General features: G+C 54.7%; 25 protein-coding genes and 1 pseudogene. 16 read left to right on the top strand and 10 right to left on the bottom strand.

Annotated elements, in window-relative coordinates:
* Together ABYK60_RS15295 and rpoH are read left to right on the top strand one after the other, a co-directional pair.
* On the top strand, positions 1-415 hold a 415-nt coding region (locus ABYK60_RS15295), incomplete at its 5' end, for a cell division protein FtsX (RefSeq protein WP_372872887.1).
* A 185-nt stretch (positions 416-600) separates the two neighbouring features.
* Positions 601-1,458 (top strand): RNA polymerase sigma factor RpoH, encoded by an 858-nt coding sequence (rpoH, locus tag ABYK60_RS15290; protein WP_372872886.1) that lies wholly within the window; start codon positions 601-603, stop codon positions 1,456-1,458.
* A 76-nt stretch (positions 1,459-1,534) separates the two neighbouring features.
* Here rpoH and menE read toward each other — a convergent pair whose 3' ends face one another.
* The 5 genes from menE to ABYK60_RS15265 form a co-directional block, all read right to left on the bottom strand.
* On the bottom strand, positions 1,535-2,968 hold the full coding sequence (gene menE / locus ABYK60_RS15285; protein WP_372872885.1) for an o-succinylbenzoate--CoA ligase: 1,434 nt from the start codon (positions 2,966-2,968) through the stop codon (positions 1,535-1,537).
* Complete coding sequence (gene menC / locus ABYK60_RS15280; RefSeq protein ID WP_372872884.1) at positions 2,965-4,038, bottom strand: o-succinylbenzoate synthase; 1,074 nt, start codon at positions 4,036-4,038, stop codon at positions 2,965-2,967. Before menC ends, menE begins: the two co-directional genes overlap by 4 nt.
* Positions 4,035-4,841 carry a 2-succinyl-6-hydroxy-2,4-cyclohexadiene-1-carboxylate synthase gene (menH, locus tag ABYK60_RS15275; RefSeq protein WP_372872883.1) on the bottom strand — a complete coding sequence of 269 codons (807 nt, stop codon included), beginning with the start codon at positions 4,839-4,841 and terminating at the stop codon, positions 4,035-4,037. The genes menC and menH overlap by 4 nt, the downstream gene beginning before the upstream one ends.
* Entirely contained in the window at positions 4,823-6,544 is a 1,722-nt protein-coding gene (gene menD / locus ABYK60_RS15270) for a 2-succinyl-5-enolpyruvyl-6-hydroxy-3-cyclohexene-1-carboxylic-acid synthase (RefSeq protein WP_372872882.1), read from the bottom strand. Before menD ends, menH begins: the two co-directional genes overlap by 19 nt.
* Before the next feature lie 163 nt (positions 6,545-6,707).
* Entirely contained in the window at positions 6,708-7,139 is a 432-nt protein-coding gene (locus ABYK60_RS15265) for an Lrp/AsnC family transcriptional regulator (protein ID WP_372872881.1), read from the bottom strand.
* A gap of 162 nt (positions 7,140-7,301) precedes the next feature.
* Here ABYK60_RS15265 and yjeH point away from each other — a divergent pair, with 162 nt between their 5' ends.
* On the top strand, positions 7,302-8,558 hold the full coding sequence (gene yjeH, locus ABYK60_RS15260; protein WP_372872880.1) for an L-methionine/branched-chain amino acid transporter: 1,257 nt from the start codon (positions 7,302-7,304) through the stop codon (positions 8,556-8,558).
* Here yjeH and ABYK60_RS15255 read toward each other — a convergent pair.
* Positions 8,555-9,160 (bottom strand): energy transducer TonB, encoded by a 606-nt coding sequence (locus ABYK60_RS15255; RefSeq protein ID WP_372872879.1) that lies wholly within the window; start codon positions 9,158-9,160, stop codon positions 8,555-8,557. The two genes, yjeH and ABYK60_RS15255, sit on opposite strands and share 4 nt — an antisense overlap.
* Positions 9,161-9,336: 176 nt before the next feature.
* On the opposite strand from ABYK60_RS15255, the gene ABYK60_RS15250 reads away from it, so the two are divergent.
* Both ABYK60_RS15250 and ABYK60_RS15245 read left to right on the top strand, forming a co-directional pair.
* Positions 9,337-10,089 carry a class I SAM-dependent methyltransferase gene (locus ABYK60_RS15250; protein ID WP_372872878.1) on the top strand — a complete coding sequence of 251 codons (753 nt, stop codon included), beginning with the start codon at positions 9,337-9,339 and terminating at the stop codon, positions 10,087-10,089.
* 63 nt (positions 10,090-10,152) lie between these two features.
* Entirely contained in the window at positions 10,153-10,977 is an 825-nt protein-coding gene (locus ABYK60_RS15245) for an HDOD domain-containing protein (protein WP_372872877.1), read from the top strand.
* 3 nt (positions 10,978-10,980) lie between these two features.
* Here ABYK60_RS15245 and ABYK60_RS15240 read toward each other — a convergent pair whose 3' ends face one another.
* Both ABYK60_RS15240 and ABYK60_RS15235 read right to left on the bottom strand, forming a co-directional pair.
* Positions 10,981-11,415, bottom strand: a complete 435-nt coding sequence (locus tag ABYK60_RS15240) for a TerB family tellurite resistance protein (RefSeq protein ID WP_372872876.1) — start codon at positions 11,413-11,415, stop codon at positions 10,981-10,983.
* Between the two features lie 23 nt (positions 11,416-11,438).
* The gene (locus ABYK60_RS15235; RefSeq protein ID WP_372872875.1) at positions 11,439-11,984 is read right to left on the bottom strand and encodes a DUF2780 domain-containing protein; all 546 of its coding nucleotides are present in this window, start codon (positions 11,982-11,984) and stop codon (positions 11,439-11,441) included.
* A gap of 232 nt (positions 11,985-12,216) precedes the next feature.
* Here ABYK60_RS15235 and ABYK60_RS15230 point away from each other — a divergent pair, with 232 nt between their 5' ends.
* Complete coding sequence (locus ABYK60_RS15230) at positions 12,217-12,918, top strand: hypothetical protein (protein WP_372872874.1); 702 nt, start codon at positions 12,217-12,219, stop codon at positions 12,916-12,918.
* A gap of 10 nt (positions 12,919-12,928) precedes the next feature.
* A complete protein-coding gene (locus tag ABYK60_RS15225) occupies positions 12,929-14,353 on the top strand; it encodes a DUF4145 domain-containing protein (RefSeq protein ID WP_372872873.1) in 1,425 nt (474 codons plus the stop codon).
* A gap of 15 nt (positions 14,354-14,368) precedes the next feature.
* Here the strand turns inward: ABYK60_RS15225 and ABYK60_RS15220 are convergent, their stop codons facing one another.
* Positions 14,369-14,707 carry a hypothetical protein gene (locus ABYK60_RS15220; RefSeq protein WP_372872872.1) on the bottom strand — a complete coding sequence of 113 codons (339 nt, stop codon included), beginning with the start codon at positions 14,705-14,707 and terminating at the stop codon, positions 14,369-14,371.
* 91 nt (positions 14,708-14,798) lie between these two features.
* Positions 14,799-15,773, bottom strand: coding sequence for a LysR family transcriptional regulator (locus ABYK60_RS15215; RefSeq protein WP_372872871.1), 975 nt, complete (start codon positions 15,771-15,773; stop codon positions 14,799-14,801).
* A gap of 108 nt (positions 15,774-15,881) precedes the next feature.
* Here ABYK60_RS15215 and ABYK60_RS15210 point away from each other — a divergent pair, with 108 nt between their 5' ends.
* The 9 genes and pseudogenes from ABYK60_RS15210 to ABYK60_RS15170 all read left to right on the top strand — a co-directional run.
* Positions 15,882-17,084: a multidrug effflux MFS transporter gene (locus ABYK60_RS15210; RefSeq protein ID WP_372872870.1), complete on the top strand. Its 1,203-nt coding sequence runs from the start codon at positions 15,882-15,884 to the stop codon at positions 17,082-17,084.
* Positions 17,085-17,180: 96 nt separating this feature from the next.
* Positions 17,181-17,822: a tRNA-uridine aminocarboxypropyltransferase gene (locus ABYK60_RS15205; RefSeq protein WP_372872869.1), complete on the top strand. Its 642-nt coding sequence runs from the start codon at positions 17,181-17,183 to the stop codon at positions 17,820-17,822.
* Between the two features lie 43 nt (positions 17,823-17,865).
* Complete coding sequence (locus ABYK60_RS15200) at positions 17,866-18,207, top strand: hypothetical protein (protein WP_372872868.1); 342 nt, start codon at positions 17,866-17,868, stop codon at positions 18,205-18,207.
* A complete protein-coding gene (locus ABYK60_RS15195) occupies positions 18,204-18,845 on the top strand; it encodes a class I SAM-dependent methyltransferase (protein ID WP_372872867.1) in 642 nt (213 codons plus the stop codon). The genes ABYK60_RS15200 and ABYK60_RS15195 overlap by 4 nt, the downstream gene beginning before the upstream one ends.
* A 71-nt stretch (positions 18,846-18,916) precedes the next feature.
* Positions 18,917-20,221, top strand: coding sequence for an amidohydrolase (locus ABYK60_RS15190; RefSeq protein WP_372872866.1), 1,305 nt, complete (start codon positions 18,917-18,919; stop codon positions 20,219-20,221).
* 138 nt (positions 20,222-20,359) lie between these two features.
* Positions 20,360-21,691: a M16 family metallopeptidase gene (locus ABYK60_RS15185; protein WP_372872865.1), complete on the top strand. Its 1,332-nt coding sequence runs from the start codon at positions 20,360-20,362 to the stop codon at positions 21,689-21,691.
* Positions 21,688-23,109, top strand: a complete 1,422-nt coding sequence (locus ABYK60_RS15180; protein ID WP_372872864.1) for a M16 family metallopeptidase — start codon at positions 21,688-21,690, stop codon at positions 23,107-23,109. Before ABYK60_RS15185 ends, ABYK60_RS15180 begins: the two co-directional genes overlap by 4 nt.
* Positions 23,110-23,272: 163 nt before the next feature.
* Positions 23,273-23,851, top strand: coding sequence for a hypothetical protein (locus ABYK60_RS15175; protein ID WP_372872863.1), 579 nt, complete (start codon positions 23,273-23,275; stop codon positions 23,849-23,851).
* Positions 23,852-23,900: 49 nt separating this feature from the next.
* Positions 23,901-24,121: pseudogene (locus ABYK60_RS15170) on the top strand (hypothetical protein); the annotation flags it as partial.

Raw genomic sequence — 24,121 nt, 5'->3', positions numbered from 1 at the left:
GGCGGTGATCCGTTTACTGGAGCGCACCGTAATGGCCATAGCGGCATTGCTGGTACTGGCAGTTGTGCTGATTATTGGCAATACCATTCGCCTGGCAATTATGAACAGGCGCAGTGAAATTGAAGTGATGAAGCTGGTGGGAGCCACAGAAGCCTTTATTCAGCGGCCCTTTCTCTATACCGGCATCTGGTATGGTGTAATTGGCGGCATTCTGGCGTGGATCATCATTAACCTGTTGGTGTGGTATCTCGATGGTGCTATCGCGGTGTTGTTGGGGCTTTACGGCAGCAATATCGAAATGGCGTCCTTAAGTTTTACTGAACTGTTCCAGCTGGTGTTTCTGGCGTCATTCCTTGGTTGGCTCGGCTCTTATTTGTCCGTTCGTCAACATTTGCGGGCCATAGAGCCTTCTTAGGTCATACAGCAGCGCTTAAAAAATGAACTTTTATTCACTTGAGCAGTCCTATTTTCGGGGCCAGAATGGCTTTCCTTGGATGGGGCGCCGCGGCAGTCTTGACATGACATGTCAGATGGCCGATAGTTCATCAGCCCTTCCGAACCTCGGGTTCAGGCTTAAGTGAGAAGTAATCAGGAGTACCAATGACTGGACAAACGCAATCAATGGCACTGATGGTCCCCCAGGGAGCCAGTAGCCTTGAAGCTTATATTCATTCTGTCAGCAGCATGCCTATGCTGGAGGCAGAGCAGGAGTATCAGCTCGCCAAGCGTTTGCAGGAAACCGGTGACCTGCAGGCAGCTAAGCAGCTGATTATGTCCCACCTGCGTTTTGTAGTGCATGTTGCCAAAAGCTATTCCGGCTATGGTCTGCCGCAGGCTGACCTTATTCAGGAAGGCAACATCGGCCTGATGAAGGCTGTTAAGCGATTCGATCCCGATGTAGGCGTGCGTCTGGTGTCCTTTGCGGTGCATTGGATTAAAGCCGAGATCCACGAATATGTCTTGAAGAACTGGCGCATCGTGAAGGTGGCCACCACCAAGGCACAGCGCAAGCTGTTCTTTAATCTGCGCAAGGCTAAACAGCGTCTGGGCTGGTTCTCAGATGATGAAGTGGCCATGGTAGCGGAAAATCTTGGAGTGTCGAAAGAAGACGTAACTGAGATGGAGTCGCGCATGGCTGCTCAGGATCAGGCCTTCGACCTGGTGAACGACCACGATGATGACGAGAGCTTTGCACCTGTTCATTATCTGGAAGACCACTCTTCCGACCTGGCAAACAATATCGAGAACGACAACTGGGAATCTGCTGCCCAGAACCGTTTGCTGTCGGCCATCAAGACTCTGGACGAGCGCAGCCAACACATTCTGCGGGCTCGCTGGTTGGATGACGACAAGGTTACCCTGCAGGAGCTGGCCGAGCAGTATCAGGTGTCTGCCGAGCGTATTCGCCAGCTCGAAAAGAACGCCATGAACAAACTTAAGGCCTGCATGGAAGTCTAGCTTCCGGCGAGTCTGAAAAAACCGGCCTGAGCGCCGGTTTTTTTATGCCTGTTTAGCGTTCGAGTTAGCCTTTGAGTTAACCGCTGAGGCCTTCCCGTGCCAGCAGCGCCTGTATCAGGGCCTTTCGATTGGGTTTAAGGCCGCTGCTGCCTGTCTCGGGCCGGGCACTCTCGGGCCAGGAAAAGTAGCGCCGTGGCCGCTTGAAGCGGGCAATGTGGCTGGCAAGAAACGTATCCAGCTCAGCTTGGCTTGGCATGGTGCAGTTATCCTGCCTTAAGCGCAACATGGCTTGGGGCAGGTTGCCAAAGCGTGCGTCAGCCAACGCAAATACCAGCGCCTCGGCGATGGCCGGATGACGACACAGCGCCGCTTCCACTTCCTCCGGTTGCAGATTCTCGCCGCCGCAGACAAACATGTTATCCAGCCGGCCTGCAACAAACAGCCGACCGTCTGCATCGAGGTGGCCTTTGTCTTTGGTGGTAAACCAGCCGTCTTTGGTCAGTGGCCTTGCTATGCCATTGGGGGTCAGATAGCCCAGAAACAGGGTATCGCCTCGCACCTGAATTTCTCCATCCTCAATGCGCAGTTGTCGCCCGGGCAGCAGAGTACCGCTGGCGCCTTCGCTGTTGGCAGGTCCTGTGGTGATTTGTGAACTCATCTCCGTCATGCCGTAGCTGCCAAACGCCGCAATCCCCAGGCCTTTCACGCTCTCCAGCAGGGATACAGGCATAGCACCGCCGCCAAGCAGCAAGGCTTTCACCGATGACAGCCGCTCGGGCGCAGAGCCCAGCAAATCGCTTAGCTGAGCTGCCACCAGTGACACATGGGTTGGCTTTAGTTGGGCGAGGCTGTGGCTGAGGGTGTGCTCCGTGGGGATGGCTACACAGGCCCCCGCGAGTACGCAGCGGTGCAAGATTGCCAGCCCCCCGATATGAAACAGCGGCAGTGATAACAGCCAGCTGTCGCCTGGCTCCAGAGAGATCTGTGCCGCCGACCCAGTGGCGCTGGCCATGTGGTTGGCCAGGCTGTGCAGTGCGGCTTTGGGCTCGCAGCTGGAGCCCGAGGTCAGTACCAGATTAACCGGTGCCTGCCAGTCGATAAGGCCGGGCTCAGGTGTGTCCGTTTCTGTATGGGTGTTTGGGTATGCGGTGACTGAAAATCCGTCGATGGCGCCAAGCCTGGGTATTTGGGGATCGCCATAATAGATGGCATCCAGTTCCAGCCGCCCGGCGAGCTTCTCAAGCTGTGCCTCGGGGAAGCGCCAGGACAGCGGGCAAAACAGGCTGCCAGCCTCCACACAGCCCCAGTAAAGCAGCACCTGCTCGGGGCTGTTGCGGCCAATGACTCCCAGCCGTTTAATGCCTGCCTGTTTAAGCGCGGCGCCAATGTGCCGTGCTTTGAGTGCCAGCTCGCGGTAGCTGAGACGGGTATCGCCCCAGCGCAGGGCACTGGCCTCGGGCCAACGCCCGGCCGCCTGTTGCAGCGGTGACTGGGTGGTTGATGTCGTCAAAGCAGTGAAGCCCCAATTTCTGAGCCCTGAATCGAGCCCGGGGCACTGGGTGTAAGCAGTCGGCTCTTGCCGCTTGGCAGCACACAGTCGGCATCGAAGGCGGCCAGAGTATCCAGCCCCGGCGCTTCATCCGGGGTCGTTATGGCGGCAAATTGTGCGAGTGCATCTATGCCGAGGGAAGACTCGAGGCTTGAGCTGATAATGCAGCGCACCCCGAGGGCATGAGCCTGGTCGATAAGTCGCTGCACTTTGGCGGGTGAGCCCAGCAGCATGGGTTTGAGCACCAATACCTTAAGGCCCTGAGCCTGTGGGTCCGAATGTAGCGCGTCTGTCCCTGAGGTAATGGATTCATCCAGCGCGAAGCCGATGCCGGTGGCACGGTGCAGAGCCGGGTTGTCCAGCGGGTTACGGCAGGGCTCTTCAATATAATCGATGCTTTGAAGCGGCAGGCAGGCGCAAAAGTCGATGGCGCTTTCCAGCTCGAAGCCCTGATTGGCATCGAGGCGCAGCTTAAGCGTTGGCCTGGCCGCCAAAATGGCATGGATAAGCCGAAGTTCCTCCTCCATGGAAGTTTGTGCCACCTTGACCTTGGCAAAACGGGTCGCGTCCGGCAGTGCTTTGACTTTTAATATCAGAGCATCAAGACTCTCGCCCGGGTTTAAATACAGCAGCGGCACCGCCGGGATTGTCGGGGTGCGGGCATTGTCATCAATGCTGTGGCCAAACAGGCCTTTGAGCTTTGTTGCAGCCACGCCTAAGCCCCAGCCGATAGCGGGCAGGCTGGCTTTATCGGCGGCCTGTTCAAGCTCATCCAGGGTGGCAATTCGCTTCAGGCTGGCCTTAAGCGCGGTAACACAATCATCCAATGACTCCCTGCTGAAGCCCTGCAGCGCTTCGCCATCGATATCGTTCCCGGACAGCGGGGCAATCTCGGCAAAGGCCGCTACGCCGTCCAAACGCGCTTCAAGCACCAGGCCCTGTCTGTGGTCGATGCGCTGCTTGCCCACCGGCAAGGGGCGGGAGAGGGCGATACGATAGGGATAGAGGGCGAATTCCACAGAAGAAGTCATGATTGGGTTCCATCGATAAGGGCAAGCAGCAAGGCCGCCAGTGCGCCAGGCTGCTCGGCATGGCAATTGTGGCCCGCGCCGCGAATACAGTGGTTTTGGACTGGCGCCTGCTGCTGCCAGCCGTGGGCAATGGCGGCAAACTTTAGGTCGTGCTCGCCATAAACAAAGTTGACCGGGAAACTGAGCAGGGCGGGCAATTGCCACAGGTCTTGTTGCCTGCCAAGGGAGGTGGCCCGGTAAAGGGCAACCAATTGATTGCGCTGGGTATCCGGATGGTCTTGCCGCCGCTTTTCGATAAGCCGGGCGCGGCTGACAGGGTCCAGATGGGCAAACACTCCCTGTTGGTACCAGTGGTCCAGAAACTGGCTGAGCGGTTCGCTGGCCAGCCGCTTGGCCCAAAGTTCATCAGTGCCAAGCCGCTCGTTGCGGGCAGATTCATCTGCGAGTCCCGGATGGCAGGACTCCAGCGTGAGCGATAACAGCCGCTTCGACTGATGCGATTCCGGACTCTGCTTGGCCTGCAACCGTTTGGCCAGATGCAGCGCCAATCTGCCACCGAGGGAATAGCCCAACAGGTGAAACTGACTCACTTCATGCTCAGCCAGATAGCGCTCCAGCGCGTCGCAAACGCCGTCGAAGTCGGGCTGACTGCATGGCAGGGGTGACTGGCCGTGGCCGGGCAGATCCGGTGTCAGCAGCCTAAAATGCGGGTCAAGGAAGGGCCTGAACTCATCCCAGTCGCGGCTGCTGCCCAGAAAACCGTGCAGCAGTACCAACGTCGGCATCAGCGGCTTCGCATCCACTCTGCCATCCTCTTTATTTGATTGCTGGCCTGGTCTTGGGCAACTGTCACTTCAATCAGGCTGGCGCCGGGATGTTCCAGTGCGCTCTGGTAGGCTTCCATAAAGCTGTCCATGTCTTCGGCTCTGTCGTAGGGCAGGCCGAACATGGCAGCGCCATAGCCAAATTCCAGCCCATGGCTCAGGCGGTAAAAATCACTTCTCAGGTTCTCGGAAGGCACCGGCAGCAGATTGAAGATATTGCCGCCATCATTGTTCAGCACCACTATGACCAGCGGCGTCTGGCAGCCTCGCGCCAGCGCCAATGAATTGAGATCATGCAGCGCCGACAGGTCGCCGATAATCAGGGTTGTGGGTCTGCCCTGATGACGGGCCACGCCACAGGCTGTGGCCAGCAGGCCGTCTATGCCGGAGGCGCCGCGATTGGTAAAGGTGCTGGCGGCGCAGCAGCCGATGGGGGCGAACATGTCGTACAGGCGCACCGGCAGGCTGTTGCCGATAAAGAGCTGCTGCTCGGCGGTGTGGCTGGCGGCAATGGCGCGCACTACCTGGGCCTCGCCAAACTCGCCGCCATCGATATGGTGGATAAAGTCCTGCTCCACGGCCTGATTGAGCGCCGTCAGTTCATTGGCCCAGTTGGCTTCGCTGGAGCGTGGCCAGTCCAGCGCCGTCATTTCACCTGCGCGCCCAAGCCACAATTTTTTGCCGCTGTGGCTGGGGTCAAGGCGTTCCTGTGCGGGCAATACCTGCCAGTAGCTGTGCCAGTCTTTGTTGGCCAAAAAGGCGATAAGTCTTTTTGAAAGCAGCCGCCCCCCAAATACCAGTACCCGATCGGCCTGCTCCAACAAGCCTTTGGCTCTGGGGCTTTGCAGTAGTTGGTCAATATGGCCAATGGCACCGGGATGTTGGCGCAGTTGGCACTGAGCGTCGGTCAGCAGCGGCCAGCCAAGCTTTTGCGCAAGCGTAATGAGTTCCAGCGGTGCCTCGTCTTCGGTGAGGGTGCCGGCCACTATCACGCCCTTACCGTGGACAAAACGCATCATGGCATCCCGCGGCGGTGGGCTGAAGGGGCGGGATTGGGCTATGTCGAGGTAAGGCGTTTGGGTGGTTTGCCAGTTGCTCAGGCGGCCAAGGTAGCCATCGAAGCCGCTGAGCTCAGAAGCTTCGCTCGGATACAGGGGCTCGCGGTACATGCAGTTGATGTGCAGCGGCCGGCTGAGGTTGGCAAGCTTTTCGTCGATGGCGCTGAGCAGAGCTTCAGGTGCTATCTGGCGGCTTGGCGCAGGCAGGTTCAGCGGCTCGGCATACTGGCCGAAGATCCCGGGCTGGGGAATCGCCTGATTGGCACCGCAGCCAATCAGTTCCCACGGACGGTCTCCGGAAAGCACAATAAGTGGCACCCGGGTCAGCCAGGCTTCAACAATGGCGGGATAAAGATTGGCAACCGCCGTACCCGAAGTGGTGATGATGGCCACCGGTGTGCCACTGGCCTTGGCCAATCCAAGCGCCAGAAAGCCCAGCCCACGCTCATCGAAATGCAGATGGCGACTGAGTTTGGTTTGTGCGGCTGCGGCCAGAGTGAGTGGCGTGGAGCGCGAGCCCGGCGCCATGCACAGATGCTGCACGCCATAGCGCGACAGCTCTTCGAGAATGAGTGAGCCCCAAAGCAGATTGAGTTCGGCAGTGCCTGGATGAGTATGGTCCATGGGTCAAAATATCGGGGAACTGATGACCATAGTTTACCGCTAACTCCAGCGCATAAAAGGCAATTTTTTAGCTTGATACCAATGGTGTTGCCAATTGCCGACCGGCTCACTCAATTTGGGCGCTATTTGGCATATTGGTGATCGGGCTGTGGCGCAATTGCGATCAGCTGGCAAGGTTATTGATCCACTCGCTCATCACCACGTGGGTTTTGATTTTAACTATGTCGGTATGGGTATCTATGTACTCGCGGATCTCATGCAGCCGCCTCATTGACGGGGCATGTACATATACCAACAGATCCATGTCGCCGGAAATGCCATGGCAGGTCAGCACTTCGGGAATGGCCTGAAATACGTGCACCACATCGGCGCAGCGCGGGCATTTATGTTGAATCTCGAAGTAGGCCGATACCCCTTCTTTTTGCGACTCAGACAAGAGCACCTGATAGCCGCGGATAACACCTGTACTCTCGAGCTTCTTGATGCGGTCTGAAACGGCGCTGCGGGACAAGTTCACCCGTTCAGCGATGGCCGATACGCTCTGGCGCGCATCTTCTCTCAGTGCCTGCACTATGGCCTTGTCGAATTTATCCACGTTGAAGTTGCTCCAATGAAACTGGCCGACGAAATAACGGCAAATTTATTAAAATCCGTCAAAATGACGGCTGCAGACCCTGCTATGGCGGAAAAGCACGGCAGAATGTGATCTCGGCCAAGACTATACTTTGGCTCATTTCCCACAGCAATAATCTAACAAATGGAACATATCAAAGGAACGATCGGCCGCTGGCAAGGCGCCGGCCTTATGGCAACCACATTACTGGGCACAGGGGTGTTTATATTGCCGCAGATGACCCTGGCAAAAGCCGGTACCAGTGCACTTTGGGCCTGGGCTCTGCTGACGCTGGCCATTATACCTGTCACTTTGGTCTTTGGTCGTTTGGCGAGCCGCTTCCCCCATGCTGCGGGCCCTGCTTTTTTTGTTGAAAAAGCATTCGGTCGTACAGTCGGAAGAAGCATAGGCTTAATATTTCTGCTGGTGGTTCCCATGGGGGCACCAGCCGCCATTTTGATGACATTTCAATTTGTCACCGCCTTGTTGCCTCTGGGTGGATGGGAGCTGCTGTTAGCTCAGGTGCTGGTTATAGCTCTCTTGTGGCTGGCAAATCTTAAGGGATTGCAGGTTTCTGCCAAGGTTCAGTTTGCCCTGACACTGGGCATAGTGGCAGTGGTGTTGTCATTGTTTATTTTCCTTGGCTTGCAGCCTCAGGCCGTCGAATTGCCGGATTTTGAGTCGGCCTGGCAAACTGGTCCCATGATGCTGGCTGCTGGTATTGCTTTCTGGAGTTTTCTTGGGGTTGAGGCCATGACTCACCTGGCCCACGATTTTCGTGAGCCGGAAAAAGACATGATCCCGGCGATGATGCTTGGCACGGTACTGGTGGGGTTGATTTATCTTGGCTGTACCAGCTTGCTGTGGTTGGTGCCATCCAATACCGGCGTAGCCATGATGGGCGTGTTCGACGCGCTGCTTGGTGGTGGTGGCGCTCAGGTTATTGGTGTGCTGGGCATTGCCGCCGGCCTTGCTACGGTTAATGTGTATGCTGGCAGTGCGGCAAGGCTGCTTTGGAGTTTCAGCCGCGAGGGTATCATGCCGCGCTATTTCCAGCGCCTGAACGACCACGGCGTACCTGTGCGGGCACAAACTGCCATTTTGGGTACCATGGCAATGGTACTGATGCTGGTGTTTATGTTTGAGCAGGATCTGGAGCAGCTTATTGCCTGGAGCAACGGCGTGTTTGTGATTATCTATGCCATGTCGATGTTGGCCGCCTGGCGCTTATTGGGTGCATCTTCCCGGATCTGGATTGTGCTGGGGTTGGTGTTTTGCGGTGTGCTGGCGGTGTCTATTGGTGACCGTATGGCCTATGCGGCGGCGTTGCTGATGCTGATATTGCCCCTGCTGTGGTGGCAGAAGGGGCATCTTCAGCGTAAAGCGAATGGTGTCTGTTAAATTAGCTGATCCAATTTGAAGTCGAGGCGAATTTGTTGGTTGCTTACTCCGACAGCTTTGCCATCGGCCATCCTGGGTTTGTATTTCCAACGCTTTACTGCGTCCCGGGCGGCGGCATCGAAGGTGCGTTTGGGGTTTGAGTCCAGCACCCGCACATTGGTGGTGCTGCCATCGGGTGCAATATCAAAGCCCACTACCACAAAGCCTTCTTTGCCGTTTTGGGCGGCACTGATGGGATAGTTGGGCTGGATTTGCACCACGGGCACGGCGTCAAAGTCGTTATTGCCAAAGTCGTGACCCGTCGGTTGCACCGGTGGCAGCTCAATGGTGGGTGTATCGATTGGTGTGCCGTTTGGATCGCCGCCACCAGTGGCGATATCGATAGGCTTTATGGGCTCAGGGATCGGAGGTGGTGTGCGCTCCCGAATCGGCTTGGGCTCCACCCTGTCCGGCATGGTGACCCGGAGCTCAGGTGTTGCAGTCGGCTGCTGATATTCCACCGGCGGCTGCTTGATCAGATAGGCCATAAACACAAACAGCCCCAACGTAATCAGCGCGCCCAAGGTTCCAAGTGTGCCTTGTCTCATCAGTGATTTACCCATATCCACCTTCCTGTGTTGTATTGGCTTTCACTGATATAGCTAGCAGTTTGTTTTTTAAACAGCAAATGTTTGCTTACACTTTTAGTTAATAAAAGCAAATGTTTACAAATTAAATGCAGCCTTTTCACATTTGATTCACCAGAATGACTTGGGGAAATTAATTCTGGAGCTCATCAATGTCGACATTTACACGCGTTTTGGGAACTGCTTTGTTGCTGTGTTGTTTTGGCAGTGCCATGGCGGCGGTACACCCGGCCATAAAGGCTGCTATTGAAGATTCGGCGCGGCCGGCAAGTGATCGGCAAAAAGATGTCAATCGCAGACCCGATGCCATACTCAACTTTTTTGATGTTGCACCGGGTCAGCAGATTCTGGATATCTTTTCCGGGGGCGGCTACTACACCGAGTTGCTTGCTCGCACAGTGGGTAAAGAGGGGTTGGTGGTTGCCCACAATAATAAGGCTTACCTTCCGTTTGCAGCAGAGGATCTTAAACTCAGAGATTACGGCAAGCGCTTGCCCAATGTGCAAACATTGCTGGCTGAGGCCGACGATTTGCACTTCGCCGAAGCAAGTTTTGACAGGATCTTCTTTGTACTTGGTTTTCATGACACGTTTTTTACCGAAAAAGATTGGCCTGCCATCGATGTGGATAAACTTACCGCGCTGATGTACCGCTCTCTCAAACCCGGTGGCAAGGTGGCTATCATAGATCACCGCGCCAGTGCCGGCTCTGGCACCGAGGCTACCCATAAATTACATAGAATCGATCCCGCGCTGGTAATAGCGAAAATGACGGCAGCAGGATTTGTGCTTGAAGGGGAAAGTACTGCTCTGGCCAATCCGGAAGACACATTGGAAAAATCAGCGTTTGACAAAGACATACGGGGTAAGACAGACAGATTCGTACTTAAGTTTACCCGGTCGTGATCAAAGAATGTGGCGGTAAAAATCTGGTCTATATTTTACTCATTACAGTAAGGAGACCGGAAAATGAGTTCAGTTGCGCTTTTATCCAAAGTTGATGAATTACCCAGACTGCCAAAGGCGATTGCGGAATTGTTGGATGCGGTTAATAACGAAGACACCACAGTTAAGCAAGTGTGTGAAAAGTTATCCCATGATCCTGTGCTGAGTGCGCGGGTTCTGAGGTTGGCCAATTCGGCACGCTTTGGCAGTTCCCGGGAGGTGGGTTCAATCGACGATGCCGTGGTGCGTCTGGGGATGCAAACCCTGCGAACTCTGGTAATAGCATCTGCTGTAGTCGGCGCAGTACCCAAGGTAGAAGGTATAGATTTAGGTGATTTTTGGGGTAACACGTTTGAGGTCGCTTTAATTTGTCAGGAGCTGGCGAAACGGCTTGGCACCTTGCCTGAAGAGGCCTTTACCTGCGGAATTTTACACTCTATCGGTGAGCTTCTGATTGCCAATGGTGAGCCGCAAAAGGCGGCCAGCATACGCGCTGCAGTGGCTGAGGGCGCTGTTCAGCATCTGATGGAAAAAGAACTACTGGGTTATGATTCGGCTGAAATCGGTGCCATGTTGGCACAAAACTGGAAATTTACCCCGGCACTGGTTAAGGGGATCCAATTTCAAAATGCCCCCAAGGCCTGTGAACCTTTCTCCAAACTTGCCGGTATGCTGGCCATGGCAAAGCGGGTGGTGGCTGACTGGCATAAAGTGGGTGATGATGAGCGCACCAGCTGGTTGGCACAAATTAATACTCTGGCCGGAGTGAAGGTGGATCTGGGCGGGTTGGCCGAGAAGCTTGGTAAGCTGCACGGCCAAGGCTTGGACATGGGCAAACAGCTGGCGTAACGGCTAATCGTTAGCTTGGTTTCTGAGCTGGATCAGCTCGCTGTGCTTAAGATAGAGCAGGTCGGCCGTTTTGCGGATGATCTGCTCTTCGTATTGGCATAGCTCACCGTCGGCATACGCCAGTTGCCACATTGCCAGAACCAGTGCCTGTTTATCCTGCAGGCTGAATTCACGATTGATTAAATCCGTATATTCAAACAGTGATGTCGCCTGTTGATGACGCGTTCTGGCGATTTGGATAAGCTCACTTGCCTGTGCTGCGGATGCGCCAGTCAGGTTGGTTATGATCCCCGGGAGCAACCGTTGCTCCTGACCAGAAAGGTTGTCATCGGCAAGCACTACTTCTATCAGGAGTGCGGCAGCGGCTTCCTGTCGGGAAAGCGATTTACCGGATTCTCCCAATGGCTGTTTCAACAGTTTTTTCAGTGCCGCTATCATGGGTTGACTCCTTATCTTGTTGGTTACAACAGACCGCCGAGCCCTTTCATTAACAGGCCTGCTGTGTCTTCTGTGGCGTTGGCCTGTAAATAGCTTTTGGCCACATTCACCATTGGGGCTGCCAGTTCACGGGAAATACCGAGTTTTTCAAAAGCATCATACACAAGAGCACTGCCCTGCAGTGAGTTGCCCAAACTGCCGCCCAAACCAGAAAGCAGGCCGGACATGCCGCTGCCGGAATCCAGTGCTGGTACTGCGCTGAGCATTTTGTCGGCACCGGGAATTGCGTTACTCAGGCTGGAAAATTCGCTGCCACTCAGGCTGCCCTGGGCCATTTTGAGCAGGGCTCCCATGCCGCCTTCGGCCTGATCCTGGCTCATCCCTAAAGACATCAGGCTCCCCAGCAAATCACTGCTCTGGCCTGGGGTGGCTTCACCGGCAGCCTGGCCGGTTAATGTACTGACTTGCTTGAAGGTATCGGCCGCCATAGTGCCCAAATCGGCAGCGCTGGACAGCGGAGCCAGCAGAGAAAGGGAAATAAGCAGCGAAACTTGGGTGATGTGAGTCATATGGAGACGTCCTGTAGGTTTTTTCCATCATAGATTGGCCAATATTCTAGGCTGTTCACGTTCCCAAATGCACGGAATTTGCTTCACATCAACTTTGGGCGGGTGATTAGCGCTGTGCATCCAATGGGGTTTTTCGGTATTCTAGGCACATAACTAAAGGGTCGGTTTCTGAGCAACCCCACCATAAGTTGGGTGCCGGAATGTAATTAACTTTTAACCGTTGGATAAAAACATGTCATTGTCGGTAGTTCTGAGCGAAGCGTTTAACTTCTTTCGCAATCATCTGAGCCAGTTGGCGGCTCTGACCATCCCGCTGTTGTTGGCCCAGGTAGGGATCCAACTTTGGCTTGGCGCCGAGTTCGCCAAGGCCGATATTGAAAATCCGCAGTTTGGCGCAGCTCACTTCTTCGCCATGATGGTGATGTTGATCATTTTCTCAATGTTGATTGCAGCCCTGACACTGTATTTGCAGCTGCGCAGTGAAGGCCATCAACTGGGTACCGGCCAGTTGCTGAAAGCCAGCATGCCGTTTGTTCCCCCACTGCTGCTGGCCGGTGTGTTTTCCGGTATGGCCATTCTGGCACCCGTTGTGTTTCTGGCGGTGTTTGGCCCGCTGTGGATCATTGGTCTTGGCATCAGCCTGTATTTGTTTGCCCGTCTGGCATACGTAAACTTTATGGTGGTGGCTGAGCGTCTTACACCTTTTGAGGCTATCAAGGCCAGTTTCCAGTTTTCGTCGCCTATCGCCTTAAAAACCATGGCGCTGCTGATGTTGTATGTGCCACTGTCACTGGTGGGCGGCACCCTGTCGCAGGTTGCCGGCAACGTGGGTATGCCACTGCAGCTGCTGGCAGACACAGGTTTTGCCTTTATTGGTTTGTTTGTTAACGTGGCGCTGTTCCGACTCTACATGGTGACCCGCTCACAGGCCTGATTGGAGCACTATGGCACACACCAAACCAACAGATTCAGGGCTGGTAAGCCGTTTCGACAGTGATTTGGGCGACGATTACCTGCAGGCTCGCCGTTATGCCCCTGATGTGCCATCCCAGGCGCTTCTAACCCTCAGAAGCGCCTTATTTAAGTTAACCGGCTTGTTAGCTGCTGGTCGGTTAATCTTTGACAGTCCCAACCTTTACAACCGCATTGAAGTCCTGTCTCAGGCGCGTTTACTGGGCGTGCGCCAGGTACGGGCGATGCATAGGCTGCGTGCAGACGGCAACCGCGGTGCTCATCCTGAAAAATACCATTTAAGCCAGCAGCAGCTGCTGGCGCTGGCGGAAAAGTCACTGCAGAATTTCTGCGCTCTGGTGGCTGAGCTTGGCAACCTTGGTGAGTGGGAATTTGAGCCGCTGGATACCCTTGGTAACCGCGAGCTGTGTTTCCGTGCAGTGATGCAGGACGATGCTGAAGCTCAATACCTGCTGGGGATGGCATTTAAGGTTGAAGGTCTGATAGCCCGTGATAAGGCTGACGCTTTTGATGACCCAGAAACCGATACACAGCAGGAGTCGCTGCGACTGCTGACCAAGGCCAAGCACTGGTTCTCTGAGGCGGTAAGTCAGCTTGCCAAAGCCCGTTATGAATTGGCGGTGGCCTGGCTGCATGGGTATGACGGCCAAACCGATAACGCCTTAGGGCTTTCGTTGCTGCGTCAGGCTGCGGATGACGGCGTAGACGATGCCAGTGCTTTACTGGGCTTCTGTGCAATGACAGGTCAGTTTGCTCAGCCTAAGAATCTTGAGTTTGCCGAGACCTTGTTGACCCGAGCTGCAGAGGCCGGCCATACCGAGGCCGAAGCGAATCTCGGGGTGCTTTATTACCAGGCCGGTGAGCTTGAGCGTGCCTTTGGTCATATCGAGTCGGCTGCCCGTGGCGGCTTTCCGGCGGCACAATACCATGTATCCTTGATGCTGAGTCGCGGTGAAGGTTGCAATCCGGACATGTTGGCGGCGGAGCGCTGGCTTGCCGAGGCCGCCCAGCAAGGGCAGCTGGATGCCATGTTGCTGCGTGCCCGCCATATGCTGCACGATGAAGCGACCCTCGGCGGTGATTTGGCGTTGGCTGAAGACTATTTGCGTCAGGTCATCCGTTTTGGCCACAGTGTTCCGGCCATGGTCGAATTATCTATGGCGCTGGCCGATGGCGTTCTTGGTCGTATTGATGTGGTGGGGGCCGCTTCGCTACTGCGCCATGGTGCCATGCTTGGCAATACGCAGGAGCGGGAAATTATTTTGCCCTTGTGGCAGTCACTGGCGTTGCAGGTGGATAAAGTTCTGGCGCTTACACAAAATCCGGACGAAAAAAAGGCTCTGGAGAGAGCCAAAGATTTGTTGCTGGAAATGCCGGGGCAGGGTGATGAAAGCTAACCCCGGCGCAGTGGATTACTCGGTTGGATCGTGATCGAAAGTGCGCCCTTGGTGGGGGCGTGGGCGGAACAGGTCGCGATCGCGAAAGCGGATAAAGGCGTCGCTGGTTTCGGCTTCAAACTGCGTCTCAGTGCGCTTGGCCTGAGCATGCTGGGCGCGGCGAACCAGCTTCCCAAGCCAAATGCGGCCAAATACGCTCAGCAGCGCAAAGGCAACCGCTCCGGCCAGCAGAATAAAGGGTAAGGCCACCAGGCTCAGTCCCATTACCACCAAACCGGCCACAAACATGGCCAGACCTTTAAGGCCGCTGAAACGTTGGTGCAGGGGCGGGGTGTGGAATTGACTGTAAATCATATTGCCTCCTCGGCGGGTGTCATGGTCACAGTCTGCGAAAAATCGCCCCGAGAAGCACGTGAAATATGGTTAATCTTGCGTCAGGCTTGCGTTAATTCCATCTGCCGCCGTCGCGGGCGCTGTGCCTTGCACTCTGGGTAATCAGCTCTCTGAGCCACTTGTGGCCCGGGTCGCCGTCGTTGCGTTGGTGCCATAACAGCACGTAAGCCAGCGGCATAAAATCAAACGGCAGCGGCAACATTACCAGCGGATACAGATTGATGGCGTGCCTGGCAAAGCTTTCCGGCAGAGTAAACACCAGATCAGTGTGGGCACAGACGCTGGTAGCGCCGTAAAAGTCGGGCACGGTAGTGCATAAATCCCGTTGTTGTCCGTTGGCGGCCAGGTGATAGTCCAGTGCCCACCAGTCGTTACCCTCGCAGCGCACCTGCACGTGTTGCATGCTGAGGTAGGCCTGCGTATCCCACTTTCCGGCCTGGTGTAGCGCCAGTGCCGGATGCCCTACCCGCACCAGACACACCTGATGATCGTGATACAGGGTCTGATGGCAAATCCCTTCGGGCAGGCTTTCAATGCTGAAGTTGGATTGCGGCTGCAGGTCCATTCCATCAATACCAAAGTCAATCTGACCCAGCTGTAAATCGCTGATAGATTTTTCGCTCCACATGTAGGAGTTGATCCGCAGATTGGGCGCTTGCGCCAGTAAAGGGCCGATAAAGCCCGGGATTAAGGTTTCGTAGGCGCTTTCCACCATGGCAAAACTGAAGTTACGGTTGCTGCTGCCCGGGTCGAAACTGGGGGGCAGGGTGAGCTGATACAGCTGTTGCAATATGTTGGGCAGTTGCTCGCCAAGCGCCAGAGCGTGGGCTGTGGGTTTCAGCCCGTGGGCTGTGCGGGAAAACAGCGGGTCGCCGAGGGTTTCCCTAAGCCGGCTTAAGCTCTTTGACAGCGCCGATTGGCTTAGATTTAACCGCACTGCCGCGCGGGTGACACTTTGCTCTTCAATCAATACCTGCAACACGACCAATAAATTCAAATCGATACGAGCGAGCTTATCTAACTGCATAGATATTCCTACAGGGAATTTTTAAAAAGAATATATACCATTTCTGTTCATACCACAGCAGGGGTAAGATGCACCCATCGTTAAAGCAGACTGAAAACAACTAACGCCATGTCCCGTAATCTGTTGCCTATTCTGATGTCTTTGGTGCTGTTAAGCCCGCTGGCCATCGATATCTATTTACCTTCAATGCCTGCCATGGCGGTGGATTATGGCGTTGATGAGCGGCAGATTCAGTCCACCTTGGTGCTGTTTTTGTTTGCCATGGGCGTAGGACAGATACTAATTGGTCCGCTGGCCGATCGTTATGGTCGTCGCCCGGTGGCTTTGTTTGGTACCGTGCTTTACGTGGTAAGCAGCCTGCTTGCCATGGCGGCTATGGAGTTTGAATGGCTGCAACTGGCGCGTTTGCTGCAGGGGCTGGCTGCCTGTTCTACTTCCATCGTGGCGTTCAGTGCGGTACGTGACAGCTACAGTCAGTCTGAAGGCGCCCGTATTTACAGTTACCTCAATGGTGCCATCTGTGTGATCCCGGCGTTGGCCCCCACTCTTGGCGGCCTGCTGGCACTGCAATTTGGCTGGCGCTCCACTTTCGCTTTTATGGCTTTGTACGGCCTGTTGATGCTGGTGGTTGTGGGCTATCGCCTGCCTGAAACCCGTCCCGCCAATACCCATTCTGCCGGGCCTCTGTACCGCTGGGAACGCTATGGCCCTGTGCTGAAAAACAGTCACTTTATGTTTTATGCCATCACCTGTATGGCAGCCATGGCGGCTATCCTGTGTTATGTGTCTTACTCGTCCATCTGGCTGATTGGCCGTCTTGGTCTGAGTGAGTTGGCCTTCTCCGGTCTCTTTGGTCTTAATGCCTTGGTGAACGTAGTGGCCTGTTTTGCGGCGCCGCTGGTTATCAAGCGTCTTGGCAATCGCCCCACAGTTATTGTGGCACTGTGGCTGATGGCACTGGCATCGCTGCTGGAGCTTGGTCTGCAACTGCTTGACTGGCAGACCCCGCTGGCAGGTGCTTTTGCCTTTATGTTGCCGATGATGCTGCTGTGTATTGGTTTTGCTTTCTTGCTCGGTCCTGCTACCAGCATGGCGCTGGCCCCCTTCGGTGAGCGTGCGGGTACGGCAACAGCCATGCTGGGTTTTATTCAGATGAGTGGTGCATCCCTGATTACAGCATTGGTGCAGCTGACACCGCTGGAAGCGCCTGTGGCCATTGGCCTGACGATGGGCGTGATGGCACTGTTGCTGCTTTTTGTGATGATGCTGCCGGGACTGGGCCATTGGCACAGAGAGCCCGGACATCATTAATCCAGGCAAATTTTCAAAGCTGATCCCCATGCTCACCCCCTGGCCCGCCGGTACTTCACCGAAGCGGGCTTTTTTTATTATGATTAACGAATTTGAATGGTGGGGGCGGGTGTATTGTCCAGAAGTCTGTGTTCAAACTGTGGTTTTGCCGTCAGAGTATGTGTGTGTGATACCCTCAGGCGTATCTCTGCCCAGACTCAGGTGTGGGTGATGCAGCATCCTTCTGAAAGCACCCATGGTAAAAACAGCGCCAGATTATTGCCGTTGGTGTTGGATAACGCGCAAATTTTCATCGGCGAGAAAGCAGAGGATTTTGAGCTGCTCAGACAAAAGATCCGTGCAATGGAGGCGAGTCCTGTGTTGGTTTATCCATCATCAGAGGGCAGTACAGCTGTTTTCAATGAGGCCAAAACATCGCCGTCTCCCCGGATTTTGCTGTTGCTCGATGGTACCTGGCGCAAGGCGTTGAAAATGTATCACTTAAACCCGTGGTTGCATGCATTGCCCAGACTTGCTTTCAAACCTCAGCAAAAGTCAGGATATCTTATTCGCCAATCCAGCCGTTCCGACAGCCTTTCGACCCTGGAGGCAGCGGTTGAGGCCTTGCAAATACTCGAGCCCGGATTGGATACCAGCCCTCTGCTGCAGGTATTTGATGCAATGGTCGCAAGGAGGCTGGAAGCCATGCCTCATTCCGTAAGGGTAAGATACCAACAGAATAAGGTTGATAATGAGTAAATGGCCTGAGCGGGTCATTCCAGCAATTCAAAGGAGTCAAACAATGAGAAGACAACTGATAGTTCTGGCTCTGCTGGCTGCGGTGCCCAGCGCTGCGGTAACAGCTGCCGACGACACCAAGCCCAAGTTGGTAATGAAGGCTGACAAGGCCCGTGAACAGGCCCAGAAAACAGAGGCCGAGCAGCTTGAAAAGGCCCGTGATGCTGCCGCCGATACCGCGAGTCGCGAAGCTGATGCGCTGAAACGCCAGCAGCACAGCGGCTGGGAAGATGCCCAGCGTGACAAGGCGGCCGCCCAGTTCAATGACCGCGAAAGCCGCGAGCAAAAATATCTGCGGGAAGCCAAAGATGCAGCCAAAAAAGAGCGAAAGATCCCCAAGCCATGAGTTTCCCCTGTTCCCTGTGCGGTGCAGATGCACTTTATCTGTTTGCTGAAGACCGTCGTCGCCCCTACTATCGTTGCCGCCATTGCGCCCTGGTGCAGGTGCCGACACCTTTCCATCTGAGTGCCAGCGATGAAAAAGCCGAATACGACAAGCACGATAATGGTGAAGACAGCCCGGGATATCGCAGCTTTCTAAGCCGGACACTGACGCCATTGTTACCACGGCTGCAGCCCGGCGATAAAGGCCTCGATTATGGCTGCGGCGCCGGTGCCCTGCTAACCAGGATGGCCGCCGAGCAAGGATTTGAATTTGCCCGATACGATCTCTATTACTTTCCTGACCGTGGCGTACTGAACCGGCAGTATCAGTGTGTCACCCTCACTGAAGTGATAGAACACGTGGCCGATGCCCGCGCCTTGCTGGATGAGCTGGCTGGTTTGCTGGCACCCGGTGGTTTGCTCGTCATCATGACCAAGCGGGTGCTTTCAGCAGAGGCCTTTGGCCGTTGGCACTACAAAAACGATCCAACCCATATCAATTTCTACAGTGATGAAACCTTCGCCTGGATAGCTGCCGAGCGCGGCTGGCGGCTGGAGCTGGTGGACAAGGACGTAGTGTTTTTTCGCGTGCCCGAATAATTGTTTAACAATTAATCCATTAGCATGTAGTTTGGTTATTCGGATAATAGAATCAGAATAACGGACCCCCTATGCGCCTATTTCCTTTTACCAAGCTGTCCATTGCCCTCGCTGTGTTTTGTGCCTTGCCTGCTCAGGCTCAGCCTCTACTTCAAACTCCGGCTCAACTGGCGGCCGAGGTAGAACAAAAGGTCATAGAATGGCGCCGCGATCTGCATCAGCATCCCGAGCTGTCAAACCGCGAATTTCGCACCGCCGAGGTGGTAGCCAAACACCTTAAGTCTCTGGGGCTCGAGGTGCAGACCGGCATAGCCCACACCGGAGTGGTGGCCAGGCTCAAGGGCGGCAAATCGGGGCCGCTGATTGCGCTCAGAGCCGATATGGATGCTTTGCCGGTCACCGAAAAGGTCGATATCCCCTTCGCCTCTAAGGCCACCGACACTTACCGGGGGCAGATCGTCGGCGTGATGCATGCCTGTGGTCACGACACCCATGTGGCAATGTTGATGGGGGTTGCCGAGAATCTGGCTAAGGTCAAATCGGCTCTTGCAGGGGACGTATTATTTGTATTTCAGCCAGCAGAAGAGGGTGCTCCCGAAGGCGAAGAAGGTGGTGCCGAGTTGATGCTTAAGCAAGGACTTTTTGCCGAGCAAAAGCCTGCCGCTGTATTTGGTATGCATGTCACTTCCAATTTACCGGTGGGTATGATTAGTGTGCGACCGGGTCCCGTTATGGCGAGTGAAGACTCGTTCAGCATTAAGGTGAAAGGTCGCCAGACTCATGGCTCCCGTCCCTGGAATGGGATAGACCCAATTGTCGCCTCGGCGCAGGTAGTCAGTGCAGTGCAAACCATTGTGTCGCGCCGGGTGGATGTTACCAAGGCGCCCGCAGTGATCAGTTTTGGCGCAATTAATGGTGGCATTCGCTCCAATATTATACCTGACGAAGTGGAACTGATTGGTACTATCCGTACGTTTGATCAGCAAATGCGTGCCGATATTAAAAGTATGCTCGCCAAGACAGCTGCCGATGCCGCTGCCGCTGTCGGAGCCAGCGCCGATACCCATATAAATCAGGGCTACCCAGTTACAGTAAACAATTCTGAGCTGGTCAGTCGGATGCGCCCAGTGCTCGAGTCTGTGGTGGGTAGTGCCAAGGTGCTTGAGCCGGGTTTAACAACCGGAGCTGAAGACTTTTCCTTTTACGCACAGGAAGTGCCCGGGATGTTCTTTTTCCTGGGGGTAACTCCTGAGGGGAAGGGGGCTGAACCAGTCGCCAGCAACCACTCGCCTGAATTTTATGTTGATGAAAAGGCATTGAAAATTGGTGTTGAAGCTATGACTGCGGTAGCCATGAAGGCTCTGGCAGGCGAGTAACAGGCGCTCTGACGGTATCACTTTCCTTTACACTTTTTTCCGCCCATTTTCCTTCGTCTGTCTTGCTGCAGGCGAAGGGATTGCTTTAAATGGCGGATTGGTATTCACATAATTGTTAATTCACAAGCAGGAAGCGAAATGAAACGTACGCTGTCAGCTCTGACTCTGGCGATGGGCCTGACCTTGGCTCCTTTTGCCAGTCAGGCCACCTCTGCCGCCGATATCAAGGGTTTTACTTTGGATAACGGCATGAAAATCATGGTGCTGGAAGATGCATCCATCCCCAACGCCAATATGTATCTGTTCTGGAAAGTGGGCTCACGCAATGAGGCTCCGGGTATTACCGGTATCTCTCACTTCTTCGAGCACATGATGTTCAACGGCTCCAAAAAGTACGGTCCGAAGATGTTCGACCGTACCATGGAAGCGGCCGGTGGAGCCAACAACGCCTACACCACAGAAAACCTGACCGTGTACACCGACTGGTTCCCTGCATCTGCCCTTGAAACCATTTTTGACCTGGAAGCCGACCGCATCGCCAATCTGGATATCAACGCCGATATGGTGGAGAGTGAGCGTGGTGTAGTGACTTCTGAGCGCAGCACCGGTCTTGAGAACTCCAATATCCGCGTCTTGATGGAGGAGCTTAAAGGTATTGCCTTCCGGGCGCATCCTTACAGCTGGTCTGTCATTGGTCATGAGTCTGATATCGCCGCCTGGACGCTGGAAGATTTGGTGCAGTATCACAAGACCTACTACGCCCCCAACAATGCGGTGGTGGTGATTGCCGGGGATGTGAAACTGGATGAAGTAAAGTCGCTGGCGGGTAAGTATTTTGCCCCAATTCCTGCACAGGAGCCGCCACGTGAGGTCAAAACCGTGGAGCCGCTGCAAAAGGGTGAGCGCCGCACCTTCGTGCACAAGGCTTCGGCCAGCACGCCTAACGTGATGATGGCCTACCATGTGCCAGCCACCTCGCACGAAGATTACTATGCGCTTGAACTGCTGGCGGGCATCCTGAGCGCCGGTAACAGCTCGCGTCTGTACCAGTCTATGGTGGATAGCCAGTTGGCATTGGAAGCTGATACCTACTTCCCCATGTCCTTTGACCCCAACCTGTTCTACGTCTATGCCGTAGGCGCCCCCGGCGTGACTGCCTCAGCGCTTGAGCAGGAACTGATTGCCCAAACCAACCGTATTGCTGCCGAAGGTGTAACTGAGCAAGAGCTTGAAAAAATTAAAAATATCAAGCTGATGGATTTTTATCGCAGCATGGAAACCATTAACGGTAAGGCCAATACCCTGGGTACCTACGAACTCTTCTTTGGCAGCTTTGACAAGCTGTTCAATGCCCCACAGGCATACAACAAGGTCAGCACCGCCGACATTCAGCGTGTGGCCCAGACCTACCTGAAACGTGCCAACCGCAGTGTGGCCGTGCTTGCTGCCGAAGAGGAGATGGATAAATGAAAAAGTGTAAACCCCTGATGATTGCGGCAGCGCTGGCGCTGGCTGGCTGTGCCGCCACCGAGGGCAATAAGGTTGTTGAGGTACCGGCAAATGCCGCATTCCAGCTGCCCGCCTACGAGCGCGTTACCCTGGATAACGGTTTGACCGTGTTCCTGATGCAGCAAAAAGAAGTGCCGCTTATCACCTTAAGTGCTGTGGTACGTGCCGGTGCGGTGAACGACAGCGTGTCCGGTGTTTCTGCCATTACCGCCCAGAGCCTGATGCTGGGCGCCGGTGGCAAGTCCAAGCGTGATATTGAAAACCAGGTGGATTTCCTGGGTGCCAGCCTTAATGCCGATGCCGGTAAAGAAGGCAGCTACGTCAGCGCCAGGTTTATGGCCAAGGACTTGGACACCATGCTGCCATTGTTTGCCGACGTGCTGCGCCGTCCTGATTTCGATGCGGCCGAGTTCGATAAGCTCAAGCAGCGTGAAGTGGGCGGCCTTATTCAGGCCAAGGAAAGCCCCAGAGCCGTGATTGGCAACTACTTTGGCAAGCTGGTGTATGGCGACCATCCCTATGGCAATGCCAGCAGTGGCAACAGTGAATCTGTGGAGTCGCTGACACTGGCGCAGGTGCGTGCCTTCTACAGCGGTTTCTATCAGCCCATCAACACCGCCATTTCTGTGGTGGGTGACTTCGATGTGGCAGAGATGAAAGCTAAACTCAGCGCCGGTTTCGGTGACTGGCAAAATGGCTCAGTGACCAGAATGCGCTCCCTCGAAGAAGGGTTGCCGGCACTTGGCAAGAGTCGGGTGCTGTTGGTCGACAAGCCTGACGCCATGGAAACAACGTTTATCATTGGTGGCGTGGGCGTATCGGAAGACAATCCTGATGCGGTAGGTTTGACCGTGGTTAACACTATTCTGGGTGGCCGTTTTACCTCCTGGCTCAATGATGAGCTGCGGGTGAATGCGGGTCTGACCTATGGCGCCCGTTCAGGCTTTACGTCCTATGCTGAAAGTGGAGTGTTTCAGATAAGCACCTTCACCAAGACAGATACGACTGAAGCGGCCATTGACCTTGCCCTCAAGACTTATGGTCGTTTGTGGGAGCAGGGCATAGATCAGGCCACCCTGGATTCAGCCAAGGCGTATGTTAAAGGCCAGTTCCCGCCTCAGTATGAAACCAGCGGTCAACTGGCGGGGCTGCTGTCAGACATGTACCTCTATGGCTTTGATAACAGCTATATCAATGACTTTGAACGTAAAGTCGACAGCCTCACCTTGGAAGAGACCCAGCGCTTGATCAATACCTACTTCCCCAAGGACAAGCTGCAATTTGTGCTGATTGGCAATGCTGCCAAGGTGGCACCTGTAGCCGCAAAATATGGTGAAGTCACTCAGGTAAATATTAAAGAGGTGGGCTTCGGCCGTTAATATTCAACACCTTAATTTGAAACGGGGCCTGCATTGTCAGGCCCCGTTTCGTTGTCAGCGCCATACACATTCATCCAATTGTTCTACACTTATTTTCAAGGTCGTGGCAGGGAGTTGTGCCTGCCGAATCAACGCCTGTTTTTGGTCGAACCGGGGAATGGTCATGATGAACGACAAAAGCACACAGGAAGAAGAGGACTTACTGTCTATCGATATGCTGGAGAAAGCCTTACTCAGTGAGGTGGACTGGCTGCATGTTCAGGAGACGGTTAAGCTGCTGCTGTTGTCGATGGCGCAAATTGAACTGACCCTGACCGATGGCGACTACAATGTCACTGGGCTGGGGCAGCAATTTACTGATATGGCAGCGCACCTGCGGCAGGTGAACATTTATCTGGCCAATCAGCCGGGCACGCCTCGCGACATTATCAAGCATGGCATTATGCTGGAAACGGAAATTGATAAGGGTGTGATGGCATTCCAATTTTACGATCGCCTCAGTCAACGTTTGCAGCATGTGGTAACGGGTCTGGCATTAACTGAAGAGTTGTTGACCAACGAAGAAAAGCGAGCTCATGGAGAAGAATGGTTAAAGGTGCAAAAGCAAATAAAAGCTAGTTACTCCCTTGAATGTGAACGTAAAATGTTCGATCTTGTCCTTCGGGGTATGCCACTTCATCAGGCCTTGGCGCTGTATCGGGATGAACATCTTTACCGTAAAGACGATATCGAACTCTTTTAACTCTGCCCTTTGTGCATTGTCTGTGTTGCTGCCCTTGGCGGCAGCAGAGATGCCCTTTGCTGATTGGTGCACCAGCCTTGCCGGCCAATGGCAGGGCACCGGCGCCCGCCCGGGTGAAGTGCCCAAATCACTTTCAATAGAGGTGCTTTGCAGTGCCGATCGGCATCAGCTGATTATCAGTGTCAGCCGGGGGGCGCGTTATGCCAGCAGCGAAACCTGGTGGTTTCGCCGTCAGGGCGACAAAGCCATGCTGACCTACTTTGACGGTGT

Source organism: Shewanella sp., from assembly GCF_041630135.1.
GTDB lineage: Bacteria > Pseudomonadota > Gammaproteobacteria > Enterobacterales > Shewanellaceae > Shewanella.
Note: the sequence above shows the minus strand (reverse complement) of the source record. Positions and strands in the feature narration are given on the sequence as shown.